14 protein-coding genes and 3 pseudogenes are annotated in these 14,758 nt (G+C 65.0%); 6 read left to right on the forward strand and 11 right to left on the reverse strand.

The features are described from left to right. Nucleotides 1–21: 21 nt before the first annotated feature. The 3 genes from trpS to aqpZ all read left to right on the forward strand — a co-directional run bounded on the left by trpS (nt 22) and on the right by aqpZ (nt 3,002). Nucleotides 22–1,035, forward strand: a complete 1,014-nt coding sequence (gene trpS, locus ACLQI9_RS14575; RefSeq protein WP_442376535.1) for a tryptophan--tRNA ligase — start codon at nt 22–24, stop codon at nt 1,033–1,035. A gap of 11 nt (nt 1,036–1,046) precedes the next feature. Continuing rightward, entirely contained in the window at nt 1,047–2,084 is a 1,038-nt protein-coding gene (gene yhjD / locus ACLQI9_RS14580; protein WP_442376533.1) for an inner membrane protein YhjD, read from the forward strand. 168 nt (nt 2,085–2,252) lie between these two features. Then, complete coding sequence (aqpZ, locus tag ACLQI9_RS14585; protein ID WP_442376531.1) at nt 2,253–3,002, forward strand: aquaporin Z; 750 nt, start codon at nt 2,253–2,255, stop codon at nt 3,000–3,002. Nucleotides 3,003–3,027: 25 nt separating this feature from the next. Here aqpZ and nagA read toward each other — a convergent pair whose 3' ends face one another. From nagA to ACLQI9_RS14600, 3 genes are all read right to left on the reverse strand, one after another. Further along, nucleotides 3,028–4,170 (reverse strand): N-acetylglucosamine-6-phosphate deacetylase, encoded by a 1,143-nt coding sequence (nagA, locus tag ACLQI9_RS14590; RefSeq protein WP_442376529.1) that lies wholly within the window; start codon nt 4,168–4,170, stop codon nt 3,028–3,030. Between the two features lie 112 nt (nt 4,171–4,282). Beyond that, nucleotides 4,283–4,951 (reverse strand): hemerythrin domain-containing protein, encoded by a 669-nt coding sequence (locus ACLQI9_RS14595; RefSeq protein WP_442376616.1) that lies wholly within the window; start codon nt 4,949–4,951, stop codon nt 4,283–4,285. Nucleotides 4,952–5,060: 109 nt separating this feature from the next. Then, on the reverse strand, nt 5,061–5,420 hold the full coding sequence (locus ACLQI9_RS14600) for an Rv2640c family ArsR-like transcriptional regulator (RefSeq protein WP_442376528.1): 360 nt from the start codon (nt 5,418–5,420) through the stop codon (nt 5,061–5,063). A 101-nt stretch (nt 5,421–5,521) separates the two neighbouring features. On the opposite strand from ACLQI9_RS14600, the gene ACLQI9_RS14605 reads away from it, so the two are divergent. Together ACLQI9_RS14605 and arsB are read left to right on the forward strand one after the other, a co-directional pair. Then, the gene (locus ACLQI9_RS14605; protein WP_442376527.1) at nt 5,522–5,995 is read left to right on the forward strand and encodes an ArsI/CadI family heavy metal resistance metalloenzyme; all 474 of its coding nucleotides are present in this window, start codon (nt 5,522–5,524) and stop codon (nt 5,993–5,995) included. Between the two features lie 34 nt (nt 5,996–6,029). Further along, nucleotides 6,030–7,555: pseudogene (gene arsB, locus ACLQI9_RS14610) on the forward strand (ACR3 family arsenite efflux transporter). A gap of 28 nt (nt 7,556–7,583) precedes the next feature. Here the strand turns inward: arsB and ACLQI9_RS14615 are convergent. The 4 genes and pseudogenes from ACLQI9_RS14615 to ACLQI9_RS14630 form a co-directional block, all read right to left on the reverse strand. Next, nucleotides 7,584–8,828 carry a D-alanyl-D-alanine carboxypeptidase family protein gene (locus ACLQI9_RS14615; protein WP_442391816.1) on the reverse strand — a complete coding sequence of 415 codons (1,245 nt, stop codon included), beginning with the start codon at nt 8,826–8,828 and terminating at the stop codon, nt 7,584–7,586. A 68-nt stretch (nt 8,829–8,896) separates the two neighbouring features. Next, nucleotides 8,897–9,886: an SMP-30/gluconolactonase/LRE family protein gene (locus ACLQI9_RS14620; protein ID WP_442382375.1), complete on the reverse strand. Its 990-nt coding sequence runs from the start codon at nt 9,884–9,886 to the stop codon at nt 8,897–8,899. 13 nt (nt 9,887–9,899) lie between these two features. Beyond that, nucleotides 9,900–9,990 (reverse strand): annotated as a pseudogene (locus ACLQI9_RS14625) (sirohydrochlorin chelatase); the annotation flags it as partial. Next, nucleotides 9,987–11,407: pseudogene (locus tag ACLQI9_RS14630) on the reverse strand (aspartate aminotransferase family protein). The pseudogenes ACLQI9_RS14625 and ACLQI9_RS14630, both read right to left, overlap by 4 nt. Between ACLQI9_RS14630 and ACLQI9_RS14635 the strand changes: the two are divergent. Further along, the gene (locus tag ACLQI9_RS14635) at nt 11,363–12,289 is read left to right on the forward strand and encodes a sigma-70 family RNA polymerase sigma factor (RefSeq protein WP_442382376.1); all 927 of its coding nucleotides are present in this window, start codon (nt 11,363–11,365) and stop codon (nt 12,287–12,289) included. The pseudogene ACLQI9_RS14630 and the gene ACLQI9_RS14635 sit on opposite strands and share 45 nt — an antisense overlap. On the opposite strand, the gene ACLQI9_RS14640 is transcribed toward ACLQI9_RS14635, so the two are convergent. The 4 genes from ACLQI9_RS14640 to ACLQI9_RS14655 all read right to left on the reverse strand — a co-directional run bounded on the left by ACLQI9_RS14640 (nt 12,283) and on the right by ACLQI9_RS14655 (nt 14,668). After that, nucleotides 12,283–13,368: an alpha/beta hydrolase gene (locus ACLQI9_RS14640; RefSeq protein ID WP_442391817.1), complete on the reverse strand. Its 1,086-nt coding sequence runs from the start codon at nt 13,366–13,368 to the stop codon at nt 12,283–12,285. The genes ACLQI9_RS14635 and ACLQI9_RS14640 overlap by 7 nt on opposite strands. Before the next feature lie 22 nt (nt 13,369–13,390). Next, complete coding sequence (locus ACLQI9_RS14645; RefSeq protein ID WP_442391818.1) at nt 13,391–13,966, reverse strand: class I SAM-dependent methyltransferase; 576 nt, start codon at nt 13,964–13,966, stop codon at nt 13,391–13,393. A 47-nt stretch (nt 13,967–14,013) separates the two neighbouring features. After that, entirely contained in the window at nt 14,014–14,280 is a 267-nt protein-coding gene (locus ACLQI9_RS14650; RefSeq protein ID WP_442391819.1) for a helix-turn-helix transcriptional regulator, read from the reverse strand. Between the two features lie 121 nt (nt 14,281–14,401). Beyond that, entirely contained in the window at nt 14,402–14,668 is a 267-nt protein-coding gene (locus ACLQI9_RS14655; RefSeq protein ID WP_442391820.1) for a hypothetical protein, read from the reverse strand. Between the last annotated feature and the right edge of the window lie 90 nt (nt 14,669–14,758).

Below are 14,758 nucleotides of genomic sequence, written 5' to 3' on the forward strand. Positions count from 1 at the left end.
CGATGAGGAGGAGTGGCGCCTATGACTCCTGGATCCCGTCGGGTCTTCTCCGGCGTGCAGCCCACCTCCGATTCCATGCACCTCGGAAATGCGTTGGGCGCGGTGACCCAGTGGGCCCAGCTACAGGACGACTACGACGCGTTCTTCTGCGTCGTCGACCTGCACGCGATCACCATCCCGCAGGATCCCGAAGTGCTGCGCCGCCGCACCCTGATCACCGCCGCGCAGTATCTGGCGCTGGGTATCGACCCCGGCCGCAGCACCATCTTCGTGCAGAGCCACGTCCCTGCGCACACTCAGCTGGCGTGGGTGCTGGGCTGTTTCACCGGTTTCGGCCAGGCTTCGCGAATGACGCAGTTCAAAGACAAATCGACGCGGCAGGGAAGCGACGCGACCACCGTGGGCCTGTTCACCTACCCAGTACTGCAGGCCGCCGACGTACTGGCCTATGACGCCGAACTGGTACCGGTCGGTGAAGACCAGCGTCAGCATCTGGAGCTGGCGCGCGATATCGCCCAGCGATTCAACAGCCGGTTCCCGGACACATTCGTGGTTCCCGACCTACTCATCCCCAAGATGACCGCCAAGATCTACGATCTGCAAGACCCGTCGTCGAAGATGAGTAAGTCGGCCGCGACCGACGCCGGGCTGATCAGTCTCCTCGATGCTCCGGGGCTGTCCGCCAAGAAGATTCGCTCCGCGGTAACAGACAGCGAACGCGAGATCCGGTACGACCCGGACGCCAAACCCGGTGTGTCGAATCTGCTGAGCATCCAGTCTGCGGTTATCGGGGTCGACGTCGACGCCTTGGTACAGCGCTACGCCGGACACGGCTACGGCGATCTGAAGAAGGACACCGCCGAGGCCGTCGTGGAATTCGTCACCCCGATCAAAGCCCGGGTCGACGAGTTCCTCGCGGACCCAGCCGAATTGGAGGGTGTGCTGGCCGTCGGGGCGGCGCGGGCCGAGGATGTGGCCGCAAAAACGGTCGACCGGGTCTACGACCGACTCGGGTTCCTGCCGAAACGTCCTTAGCGGCTGCGGTAATGAGCGAACCGGCCAAACCAGGAATCCTGGATCGGCTGCGGGCGCGGTTCGGATGGTTCGACCACGCGATGCGGGCCAACGACCGATACGAAGAATCCAAGGGCAACTTCTTCGCGGCCGGGCTGACCTACTACACGATTTTCGCGTTGTTCCCGTTGCTGATGGTTGGTTTCAGCGTCGGCGGATTCATCCTGTCGCGTCGGCCCGACGTGCTGACCGGGATCGACAACAAGGTCAGGTCCGCGGTGCCGGGCGCACTGGGGCAGGAAGTCGTCGACCTGATGAGTTCGGCGATCAATTCACGGGCCTCGGTCGGCTTCATCGGTCTGATCGCCGCGGCATGGGTCGGACTGAACTGGATGGCGAATCTTCGGGTAGCACTCAGTGCAATGTGGAAGCAGAAAGAGGAATCCCTCGGATTCACTGGATACATCCGCACAAAGTTCTCCGACCTGGTGGCGATGGTTTCGTCGTTTGTAGCGATCCTCGCTACGCTCGCGCTCAGTGCCCTCGTCGCCGCGGTGCCAATGGGCAAGGTGTTGGGGTGGCTGGGTATCCAGAACGCGCCAGTGCTGGACGCAGTCCTTCGCGGTGTGTCGATGCTGATTTCATTGCTGGTGTCGTGGTTGGTATTCTGCTGGATGATCGCCCGATTGCCCAGAGAACCAGTCAGCTTCGCCAGCTCGATACGGGCGGCTCTGATTGCGGCAATCGGCTTCGAGCTGTTCAAGTTGGTTGCGTCGATCTACCTGAAGTCCGTGCTGCGCAGCCCGGCTGGCGCGACGTTCGGGCCGGTGCTGGGCCTGATGGTGTTTGCGTACATCACTGCGCGGCTGCTGCTCTACGCGACCGCGTGGGCGGCGACGACGACGGAGAACCTGCGGTCGGCGCCGGTAGAAGCGCCTGAGCCGGCGGTCATCGCGCCCAGGGTGCAGCTGAACGAGGGTCTTAGTGCGCGGCAGGCATTGACCGCTGCGGCGGTAGGTGCGATTGGGGCCCTTAGTCTTTCCCGACTGGTCCGACGGCCTAGAGACTAGCTGCCCTCAAAGCGCATCTGGCACTCGGGCTTGGAAGCGCGGGGCAGGGTCTCTACATAGCGATCGTTTCTATCTCGAAACGATTTGGCCACGACGGGGCGCTTTCTGCGCTCAACCGTGTCACTCTCATGGACACGAATTGTTGCTCTACGTAAAGGCGGGTAGGCGATGTCGGAACCAAACCTGTTTCACAAATTGGCGGCAGAAACGATCGGCACCTTTTGGCTGGTGCTCGGTGGCGTTGGCAGCGCAGTTTTTTCGCTGAAGGCCCACGCCGCCGACCTATACCCGCTGGGTATCGGCTATCTCGGCGTTGCGCTCGCGTTCGGTTTAACCGTACTGGTCGGCGTATACGCATTCGGAACGATCTCCGGCGGGCATTTCAACCCGGCTGTGACGCTGGGCGCGGCATTGGCTCGCCGTGTGGAATGGAAAGTCCTGCCGGCGTACTGGATTGTTCAGGTGGTCGGCGGCCTGCTCGGAGCTTTGGTGGTCTACTACATCGCCTTCGGCAGGCCCGGTTTTATCGCTACTGGGCACCTGGCCGCCAACGGCTATGGCGAACACTCGCCCACTGGGTACTCACTGGGCGCGGTCATACTCGCCGAGATCGTTTTGACGGCGATGTTTTTGTTCGTCATCCTCGGCTCGACCGACGCGCGGGCGCCGAAGGGCGTTGCGGGCCTGGCCATCGGGCTGACATTGACAGGGATACACCTGGTCGCGATTCCGATCTCCAACACCTCGGTCAACCCGGCGCGTTCCACCGCCGTCGCGTTCTTCAATGGTGACGGAGCCCCTGGGCAGCTATGGGTGTTCTGGCTGGCGCCGTTGATCGGTGGAGCGATCGCCGGCATCGCCTATCCCTTATTGTTCGGCCGGGCCGAGGAGACCGAACACCATCCGACGTCCGCGTGACTACTGGCGCGACGACGAATGGGAGTTAGCTGCCCGCTTGCCATTCGCCGTCGGCCATGACACGCATGACCTGTAGATCACCGTCCAGGACAACAAGGTTCGCGTCGGCACCGGCGCGCAGGCCGCCGAGGCTGGCGAGGCCGAGCGCCCGGGCCGGCGTCGTCGAGGTCATCTGCACCGCAGCGGCCAGCGCCGCGTCCCGGTCTGAGCCGAGGCCGGCCGCGGCGCGGAAGAGCTGATCCATCGTCGCGGTGCTCCCGGCGATCGTCGAGGTACCACGCACCCGTGCCACCCGCTTGACCACATCGATCTGTACTGCACCGAGCCGGAATTCGCCATCGCCCAATCCCGCCGCCGCGGTGGCATCGGTGACCAACGCCACCCGGTCGGCTCCCGCCGCGTCGATCACCGCTCGCAGCATTGCGGGGTGGACGTGCACGCCGTCGGCGATCAACTCGACGGTCACCCGGGCATCCTCCAACAACGCGAGCGCAGGACCGGGCTCGCGGTGATGCACTGGCCGCATCGCGTTGAATAGGTGGGTGCCGACCGTCGCGCCCAGCTCGACGGCATGACGGGTCTGCTCGTACGTCGCTTCCGTATGCCCCACGGCGACAATTACTCCGGCGTCGACGAAGCGGGTGATCGCGTCGTTGCTTGCGGCGCGTTCCGGCGCCAGGGTAACCATCCGGATTGCGCCCCCGCCTGCGGCCAGCAGCGCGTCGATCTCAGCAGGCGTCGGGTCGCGCAGCTGCGTGGGATCATGCGCCCCGCAGCGCGTCGGGCTGAGCCACGGCCCCTCCAGATGAATACCGGCGACGGTGCCCGCGCGGGTCGAGTCGGCGAGCACAGCCACCGCCGTGAGCAGATGGGCGGGTGACGCCGTGACCAGACTCGCCAGCGTGGTGGTCGTGCCATGCTGGCGGTGAAACATCGCCGCGCGCAGGATATCTGCGTCGTTGGCGTCGGTGTATGACGCGCCGCCGCCACCGTGCGCATGCATGTCGACAAAACCCGGCACTACCAGCGCCTGGGGCATGTCGACATCGGCCGGCCGGGGTGGCAGACCGGACCCGCGGTCCACGATCCGCTCGCCCGACGTTTCCAACCAGCCCGGTCGGCAGACGCCATGCTCCAGGATCACAGTGCCAGCGGCGATCAGCGGCATGCCGGCACATCCGTTGCTGTGCTGGCTAATTCGTCAGGCCAGCGGCCATCCAGCAGGATTCCACGGCGCCGGGTGCGTGGCTTGTTGGCTCGGCCCACGTCGACTTTGCGCACTAGGTTGCGGTGAACTGGCTCAGGTCGTAGATGCCGAGGCTCTTCTCGATATCGGCGACTTTGTCGACTACCCCCTGGAAGCCGGCTTGGCCGAAGCGACGGTGCTCCTCGTCTTCGAAGATGTCAGCCAGATCGCGAAACTGCTTCGCGGGCACCACGTCCCGAAGAGCCGGGAAGACGACAGTGTCTTCGCGTGCCTCATGCGGCTCGTACATCCGGATGAACGCCGCCATGTCCTGAACCAGGGCGTCTCGCGCAGGGTGGCCGAGAGCCGCGGCTGCGGTGGTGGCGGCGAGCACCCGATCGGTGAGCGTGCGTCCACGCTGGTGTTGCGTGCGCAACACGGCGGTGGTGTCGGCAAGTTTGTTCGCCTGCTCCAGCTTTGGAAAGACATATTGTTCTTCCAGGTGCTCGTGGTAGTCCTCGATGAAACTTCGAATAATCCCCGCGCCCGCGTTGAGCGGTTGAAGGGGAGCTTCGTCGTCGGCCTGCAGGCGGCGGATTCCTTCTCGATAGATCAGCAATACGCGCTTGAGCACGCCATGCTCACGCATTAAGTCTTCGGGTGGAGTGACCGACGCTTCCGCCTCTCCGGGTGCGCCGCGCTGCCCCGCTTCGGGCTGCGGGCTACCGCATGCCGAGACGGCAACGACACCGGCCGCCGACATCGAGATCCCGAGGAGTTGTCGTCGCCCCACGGCGGTCGGGGGCCGTTGCTCTGTCACGTCGTCTCACCTGCCTCCGCAACGCTGTCTGGTACCGAACCGACACCGGTAGCTAAGTACAGCAGTTTGGGTCCAGTGCCGTACAAAGCGCCTGCAACGCTTCCGGGCGCACCCGGTGAAACACATTCATCCCGCGGCGATCTGAGACCACCAGGCCGGCCTTACGCAGCTGGGTCAGATGATGGCTCACCGTGGACTCGCTCAGGTCGAGCACGGCTGCCAGCTCCCCGGAAATCTCCTCACCGGCAGAGGAACTGAACAGATACGAAACGATCCTGACCCGCACCGGATCGGCAAGGGCCTTCAAACGCAACGCGATGTGCAAGGCATCGGCATCAGTCATTGGTCCAGCAGCCACCGGGGCACAACACACCGGCGCGGTTGTATCGATTACCGGCAACGTTTTGGGCATCGCACCATGCTGCCACATTTATTGACATATATCGAAAAGGTCGGCATGCTGGGCCACATCACTAGTTCGATATATGTCTCACAGGTTGGGGGTTCGCCGCCATGGCACGGGTTCAACTGGCCCTCAACGTCGAGGATCTCGATCAGGCAATCGCCTTCTATACCAAGCTGTTTCAGACCGAACCGGCAAAACGCAAGCCCGGCTACGCCAACTTCGCGATCGCCGATCCGCCGTTGAAGCTGGTGCTACTGGAAAACCCGCGCCACGGTGGCACGCTGAATCATCTTGGGGTCGAGGTCGAATCCAGCGAGGTCGTGCACACCGAGATCGCCCGGCGGACCAAGGCCGGGATGTTCACCACCGAAGAAATCGGTACTGCCTGCTGCTTTGCGACCCAGGACAAGGTTTGGATCACCGGTCCCGGCGGCGAGCGCTGGGAGGTCTACACCGTGCTCGCCGATTCCGAGAGCTTCGGTAACAGCCCCGATCAACCTGGCCACGACGGCTCAGGACTACGTTGCGGCGCGACTGCGGAGTCCGCCGACACCGCCGCCGCGGCGACATCGTGCTGCTGATGGCCCATTGCGACCGCGTGAACCGAATTACCCGATGACAGACACGAGCACTGTCGTCACGGCTGACGCCTCCACTGTGACAAGCCTTTCCATGCTGGATCGGATGTTGCCGGTCTGGATTGCGGTGGCGATGGCCGCTGGCCTGCTGCTGGGACGCTGGGTGCCCAGCCTCAACATCGCGCTGCAAAAAGTGCAGATCGACGGGATTTCGCTGCCCATCGCAGTGGGGCTGCTGACCATGATGTATCCAGTGCTGGCCAAGGTCCGGTACGACCGGCTCGACACCGTAACCAGCGACCGCCGTCTGCTGATCAGTTCGCTGCTGCTGAACTGGGTGCTCGGCCCCGCGGTGATGTTCTCCCTGGCCTGGCTGATGCTGGCCGATCTGCCCGAGTACCGCACCGGGCTGGTCATCGTCGGCCTGGCCCGCTGCATTGCCATGGTCATCATCTGGAACGACTTGGCCTGCGGGGACCCCGAAGCCGCCGCCGTGCTGGTCGCGCTGAACTCGATCTTCCAGGTCCTCATGTTCGCCGCCCTGGGTTGGTTCTACCTCTCAGCGCTTCCCGGCTGGCTGCATCTGCCGCAAACCACCATCTCCACCTCGCCTTGGCAGATCGCCAAATCCGTGCTCATCTTCCTGGGCATACCCCTGGCCGCCGGATACTTCTCCCGCCAATGGGGCGAAAAAGCCAAGGGCCGCAATTGGTACGAGACCCACTATCTCCCCAAGATCGGGCCCTGGGCACTCTATGGGCTGCTGTTCACAATCGTGATCCTGTTCTCACTCCAAGGCCACCAGATCACCACTCGGCCATGGGATGTCGCCCGCATTGCGCTGCCACTTTTGGCCTATTTCGCGACCATGTGGGTTGGCGGCTACGTAGTGGGGGCCGCACTCGGCTTGGGATATGAACGCACCACCACTCTGGCATTCACCGCCGCCGGCAACAACTTCGAACTGGCCATCGCCGTGGCGATCGCCACCTACGGTGCTGCGTCCGGCCAAGCACTGGCCGGCGTCGTCGGCCCCCTGATCGAAGTACCGGTGCTCGTGGCCCTGGTCTACGTATCCTTGGCCCTGCGGACACGCCTGTTCCCAGCCCCTTCCGTCGCCGTCGACTCCTCCAGGAGCGTCAACTGATGAGCCGCAGGCCCAGCGTCATGTTCGTCTGCGTGCATAACGCGGGGCGCTCCCAAATGGCCGCTGCGCTACTGACCCATCTAGCCGGTGATGGCATCGAAGTCCGCTCGGCGGGAACCGAACCCGCCGATCAGATCAACCCTGCCGCTGTTGCGGCGATGGCTGAACTCGGTATCGATATCACCGCAGAGGTCCCCAAAGTTGTGACTCCCGACGCGGTGGAGGCCAGCGACGTCGTCATCACCATGGGCTGTGGCGACACGTGCCCCTACTTCCCCGGAGTGTCTTACCGAGATTGGGAACTTGACGACCCGGCAGACCAACCGCTTGACACCGCCCGCGCGATCCGTAATGACATCGCCGAACGCATCCGCGCACTCATCGCGGAACTCCTGCCGACCACCAACGCCCCATGAACACAACAGAGCCGCGCACTTTCGCAAGTTAGTTCTGCGGTCGACGATTCATCGAGCGAGCAGCCAGGATCAACCCGAACACGATGACGGTGCCGATCACCGCCACGCCGACCCGTACCGGCAGCGCATCGGCGGGCGGCACGATTGCGGCGGCGCTCGCGGCGGCGCCCGGAACGGCGTCACCGCTGGCCGATGTCTTGAGTGCGGCCACCAATGACGGGTCGGGTTCGATCAGTGTTCCCACCCGGGTGCCCGGGGCGGTCGCGAAGCCGTAATCCAGCAGATGCGCGGCCTGCTGCCAAGGCGCAATCGGCTGATGGGTGCCGTGCAACAGCACCGCCATCAGCCGGCGCCCGTCCCGGTTAGCGGCGCCCACGAACGTCTGGCCCGCGTCGTCGGTGTAGCCGGTCTTGCCGCCTAGCGCCCCCGGATAGTGGTAAAGCAGCTGGTTGTCGTTTTCCAGCTGATAGCCGGGGTGGTCGGCGTGCCCGGGGAAATCGAGCGTCCGCGTGTTGACGATGTCAGCGAAAGTTGCGTTCTCCCACGCGTATCGGTAGAACAACCCGATGTCGTACGCCGACGTGCTCATGCCGGGTCCGTCCAGCCCCGAGGGCGTCGCGGCGCGGGTGTCGCGCCCGCCGAGCTTGCCGGCCAGCATGTTGATCTTCTCCAGCGAGACCGGCATGCCGCCCAGCTGCATGGCCAGTGCATGCGCGGCGTCGTTGCCGGAGTGCATCAGCAACCCGTGCAGCAACTGGTTGACGGTGTAGGTGCCACCCGGGGCAACGCCGACCCGGGTGCCCTCCGCGGCGGCATCTTCAGGCGTGCCGTCGACAGTCTTGTTGAGGTTGAGCTCGTTGAGCGATGCCATCGCGACGAGCACCTTGATGACACTGGCCGGGCGGTGACGACCATGCGGGTCGCGGGCGGCGATGATCGCGCCGCTGTCGAGATCGGCCACCACCCAAGCCTCGGCGGAGATGTCGTTGGGCACCGGCGGGGTGTCGGCTGCGGTGACCACACCGCAGCCGCCCAGCGCGTTACCGCCGATCGGCGACGCGGGGACCGGCAGCGGAAGGGGAGGATCGCCGGCCTGCGGGACTTCTGACGAGTCCACCGCCGGCGGGGTCGCCACCTTGTACGGGCAAGCGTCGTGCCCAGGACCGGCTCCGGCACTGGGCTCGGCGACCGCGATCGGCATGCCCGCCACCGCGGGCGCCGTGACCAGGAAAGCCGCCGCTGCCAGGCATGACGCACTACGTAAGAAGGTCATCTTGTGTGCAGAGTAGGCGATCAGCGGCCCGATTCCTGGAAGCCGCGCTGTGACTGGTGTTGCAGAAGTTACAAATCCAGATAACAGATCGTGGGGCCGCCGATGCGGCCCAGCCAGAGCCGGCCGGGCGTTTCCACCACTCCCGTTGCCAGGCCGAAGGACGGATGCTGGGCGCGAAGCTGGGTTACGACGTGGCCGTCGCCGGGGTCGAACGCGACCACCCACACCGTCGGCTTCGGGTTCGGCAGCCAGCGGTAGGGCAGCCGCCATAACAGCGAGCGGATGACCGGCGCGCGTGGGCCAAGCCATTCGCCGAGCCGGTTGCGCTCCGAGACCATGGCGACCCAGATCCTGCCGTCGCGACCGGTCGCGATGTTGTCGGGGTAACCGGGCAGATCGGTGACCGCCGCGGTGATCGAGCCGGCCCGGCTTCCGGTGAGCCAGTATTTGGACAGCCTGCAGCCGGTCGTCTCGGCGAACACCAATGCCGACTCGTCGGCGGTCAGCGTGACGCCGTTGGCGAAGTGTAGACCTGACGCCAGCACGGTCACCGCACCGTCGGGATCACGCCGGAACAGCGAGCCGGTGGGCCGTCCCTCGACTACTGCGCCCTTGTAGTACTCGTAGTGAAAGCGGCTCGTCGACTCGGTGAAAAAGATTGTGCCGTCTGATGATTCGACGACGTTAGAGCAGAACGTCAACGCTCGCCCGGCCACCTCGGCGACCAACGTTTCCAGCGTCCCGCTGGCGGGGTCGTATCGCAGCAGGCCGCGGTGACTGTCGCAGATCAGCAGCCGGCCGTCGCGGGCGACCGCCAAGCCGAGCGGTCGCCCGCCGGTGTTGACCATCACCTGCGTCGAGGCGCCGTCGGGGGTGATCCGGATGATGCGTCCGTCGTCGACGCCGGTCCAGATGTTGCCCTCGGCATCGGCGACGACGTCCTCGGGTGCGTTGCCGGGTAGCGGCACCACGTGCAGCGTCGCCGTGAGGTCAGGTTCGGGTAACGGCCGTGACGGCGGTGGTTGCCACCGGATCGGGTCGATGCGTGGCTTGGTCATTTGCGCCGCTCCTTCTCATCGCTTCGCTCTGCATCGTCGCCGGCGCGGTCATTTGCGCCGCTCCTTCTCATCGCGTCGCTCTGCATCGTCGCCGGCGCGGTCATAGGCGACTCCCAACATCCGTCAGCACACTGCGCAGGATGGCTTCGATGGTGTCGAACTCGGTTTGGCCGCTGATCAGCGGCGGCGCCAACTGGATGACGGAGTCGCCGCGGTCGTCGGTGCGGCAATACAGCCCGGCCTGGAAGAGGGCCGACGACACGTGACCCAGCAGCGAGCGGCGCTCGGTGTCGGTGAAGATTTGCTTGGTCGCCTTGTCCTTGACCAGTTCCACGCCGTAGAAGAACCCCTCGCCGCGCACATCGCCGACAATGGGCAAGTCGTACAGCTTTTCCAGGGTGGCGCGGAAGCTGGGCGCGTGGTTCTTCACGTGGTCGTTGAGGCCCTCACGCTCGAAGATGTCGAGGTTGGCCAGCCCGACGGCGGCCGACACCGGGTGGCCGCCAAATGTATAGCCGTGCGCGAACATCGTGCTGCCGTCGTTGAAAGGCTCAAACAACCGCTCGCTGGCGATCATGGCGCCGATCGGCGAGTAGCCCGACGTCATCCCCTTGGCGCAGGTGATCATGTCGGGCACGTAGCCGAAGTCGTCACAGGCGAACATGGACCCGATCCGGCCGAACGCACAAATCACCTCGTCGGAGACCAGCAGCACGTCGTAGGTGTCGCAGATCTCCCGGACCCGTTCGAAATAGCCTGGGGGAGGCGGGATGCTGCCGCCGGCGTTCTGCACCGGTTCCAGGAATACCGCGGCCACGGTCTCGGGTCCTTCGAACTCGATCGCCTCGGCGATCCGGTCCGCGGCCCACTGTCCGAAAGCTTTGACGTCGGTGTGCCGACCTGCTCTGAAAAGTTCGGGTGCGCGGTAGAAGTTCGTGTTAGGCACCCGGAAGCCACCGGGCGTCACCGGCTCGAACGGCGCCGTGAACCGGGGCAGCCCGGTAATCGCCAGGGCGCCGTGGGTGGTGCCGTGGTAGGCGATCGATCGCGAAATCACTTTGTGCTTACCGGGTTTACCGGTCAGCTTGAAGTACTGTTTGGCCACTTTCCAGGCGGTTTCAACGGCCTCGGTGCCGCCGGTGGTGAAGAACACCCGGTTCAGGTCGCCGGGAGCGTAACGCGCCAGGCGCTCGGCGAGCTCGATCGCGGTTGGGGTGGCGTATCCCCACAGCGGGAAGAACGCCAGGGTGCTCGCCTGCCGGGCAGCCACCTCGGCCAGTTCGGTGCGGCCGTGGCCGACCTGCACAGTGAACAGACCGGAGAGCCCGTCGAGGTAGCTTTTGCCGCGGTCGTCCCAGATCGTCACGCCTTCGCCCCGCGTGATGATCGGCGGCGTGATGCCCGGGCCGTGCCGGGCGAAGTGCAGCCAGAGGTTGTCGGTCATCTCGTTCGCGAGCGTAGCGCTAGGCTCGGGTCATGACCTCCACGCAGGTCACCGAATTCGAGGCACTGAGGCCGCATCTGATGGCGGTGGCCTACCGGGTGACCGGAACGGTGGCCGATGCCGAGGACATCGTCCAGGAAGCCTGGCTGCGTTGGGATCGACATGACACCGCGATCACCGACCTACGGGCCTGGCTGACGACGGTGGTCAGCAGGCTCGGGCTGGACAGGTTGCGGTCGGCGGCACACCGCCGCGAAACCTACACCGGCCATTGGCTGCCCGAACCCGTGGTCACCGGATTCGACGACACTGATCCGCTGTCCAGCGTCGTAGCCCGCGAGGATGCCCGCTTCGCGGCGATGGTGGTGCTGGAACGGCTCAGCGCCGATCAGCGGGTTGCGTTCGTGCTGCACGACGGCTTCAACGTGCCGTTCGCGGAAGTGGCCGACGTGCTGGGCACCAGCGAAGCCGCTGCCCGACAGTTGGCCTCGCGAGCCCGCAAAGCCCTGGGGAGGAAAGCCGCGGAGCCGGCACCGCAACCCGATCCCACCCACAACGAGGTAGTCGGCAAACTGATGGCCGCCATGGCCGTCGGCGATCTTGACGCCGTGGTGGCGTTGTTGCACCCCGACGTGACCCTGACCGGCGACGCGAATGGCAAGACGTCGACGGCCCTTCAAGTCATCCACGGGCCGGACAAGGTGGCCCGGTTCATGTTCGGCCTGATCCGCCGTTACGGCCCGGCGTTCTTCACCGCGAATCAGGTGGCGTTGATCAACGGCGAACTGGGAGCCTACACAGCGGGTTTCGCCGGTACCGACGGGTATCGAGACATGTCGGCGCGGATAACCGCGATGACCGTGCGCGACGGAAAGGTCTGCGCGATATGGGATATCGCCAACCCGGACAAATTCACCGGCTCTCCGCTGCGTGGTTCGCGTTTGGGCGCCAATCACTGAAGAGCATGTTCGTCATCGCGGCGTAGCTTTGGGCGCACGGCGGCCAGACCGAGTCGCAGTGCTTCAGCCGCTTCGCTGGCGGCTTCGGCGAACCGGCCTCCGATGCCGACAAAGTTGAGATATCCGTGGGGCAGGTCGGCCTGGCGGCTCAGCGATACCGGCACTCCGCCGGCCCGCAGTTTGTCAGCGTATTCCTCGCCCTCGTCGCGGAGCGGATCGAAACCGGCGCTGGCGATATATGTGGGTGGCAAATCGGCGACGTTGCCGTGCAGCGGTGACAGTCGCGGATCACGCAGATCGGTTCCCGCCGGTATGTAGTTGGCCATTACCCATTGGAGATTCCGCTCGGTGAAGGTAGAGCACTCGGCGAAGAGATCACGCGATGGCCGACGCGTGCTGAGATCCGTCGGGGGATACATCAGAAGCTGAAACGCCGGGACCGCCTCGCCTCGTCGCACCGCATGTTGCGCGGTAACGGCCGCGAGGTTGCCGCCGGCGCTGTCCCCGCCGACCGCGATGCGGTCGGGGTCGACACCGAGATCGGTGGCGTGGTGGTGCGCATATTCAAACGCGGCGTTGGCGTCCTGCACAGGAGTGGGGAACGGGTGCTCCGGCGCGCGTCGGTACTCGACCGACAGCACCCGCACAGCGGCGTTGCTTGCCAGATAACGGGCGACCGGGTCGTGGCTCAGCCGTGAGCCGACGGTGAAGCCGCCGCCGTGGAAATACACCAGCAGGCCCGACTGCTCGGGCAGGTCTGCGGGTGTGTAGAGGGTGGTTGGGATGTCGCCGTGCTCGGCGGGGATGGCGATATCCCGCGTCGCGACAGGTACCGGCGGTCTGTACCCGATGATGCCCGGAAGCCCGTCATATCGTGCTCGGGCCTCTGCCACGGTCCCGGCGAAAACATCAGAACCCGAACGGTTTTTGAGGGCGAGGGCGAGCTGTGCGTCGAGGTCTAGTTGCTGCCCGTCGATTCGTACCGGTGGCCCTGCGATCAACCGGCGAACCGGCTTGGGCAACCCGAAGATGCCGCGGACCACTGCGGCCCGAGCGCGGATACCTAATGGTGTTGACATGGCATGTGCTCCTTTCGCGATGTCAGTTCTTGTGCGCGACGAATCGCATTACGTGGCCGAGAAGCCGGGACTGGAGGCTGATGGTCAGCCCATTGCGCGCGCACTCGTCCTGGAAGTCGATGGGCACGATCAGCCGATGCGGCGAGCCGTCCAAACGGTGAAACAGACTGGCCAGCGGTGTGCGGGTGAGGTCATAGCCAACGAAGGTCCCGCCGGGTCGCAACACACGTGCCACTTCGGCGACCGCGCGTTCCCAGTCGATGATGTGATGCAGCATCAGGCAGCTGACGACGGAGTCGAACGAATCGCCGGGGAACGGCAGCGCGGTCGCGTCGGCCGTTTTCGTCGAAGCGTTGGGGAACTTACGCAGGCGCGTGGCGGCCGCGTGCACCATGAGCGGGTCGATATCTATTGCCGTCCAACCAAGTTCGGGATTCCTGGAGAGCAGCTGCTTGGCCACAGATCCACTGCCGGCACCGATTTCCAGAATGTCGCGGCCTAGTCGTTGGGCGCGAAGTTCACGCGCGATGGTTGCGCTGCTGGAACGCCACACGGCGCCGCAGCAGAAGGCACGTTCAAAGGATGACATCTCGGGCATGCCTTCAAGCGTGAGCTAACCCGGACGGGGTCGCTTGTATGGATCCGTCAGATCTGAGTTTCGCGAACCGCTTGCGTGAATTCGTGCGGCGCCGCTCCGGTCATCTCCCAGCACACCTTGTTGGCGTGCGACCAGTCGGCAAACCCGGCCAGGTGCGCAGCATCGGTGACCGAGCGACCGTCAACGAGGTGGCCCACGGCGGTCACCAGCCGCTCCCAACGGATGGTGGCCGAGAACGAGATGCCGGTTTGCTGTTTGCACAGTCGCCCGAGGTAATCCGGTGATAGCGCAACGGCACCAGCGACCGAAGCCACATCGACATGGTCCGGCACGCGGCTCGACACGACTTCGATCGCTTGGCGTAGCTGCGGGTGAACGGATCGCGGGCCGCCAGAGCATCGGCCTTCCATCCCGCAAAGCTCATCGACGAGGAAATCAGCCGCGGCCTGCGGGGCCGTTTGCGGCCAGCGACGTGGCCGTTGCCTCGGCCAGTTCCGCTCCGCCATCGACGATCCAAATACCGCGGTGCTGACCGCGGTGACGGGCCAACGCGTTCAGCGCTATGCCTTGTGGTGTCTGGAGCCCGAAGTACAGCGTCAAACCGGCGGATTCCGAATCTGACCGCACAGCATGCCGAGCTCCGCTGCCGACCACAACCAACCGGCATACGTCGTGGACGTCGCCGTCTCGGGTAACTGTCAAGCAACCCGTCCACCGACCACGACCTGAACCGCGGGGTGATGGTGGACGGCGAGATCTGAGAACACGCCGGCGACCATGAGCCGGCCCGGC

It is taken from the genome of Mycobacterium sp. (assembly GCF_052143115.1).
Taxonomy (GTDB): domain Bacteria; phylum Actinomycetota; class Actinomycetes; order Mycobacteriales; family Mycobacteriaceae; genus Mycobacterium.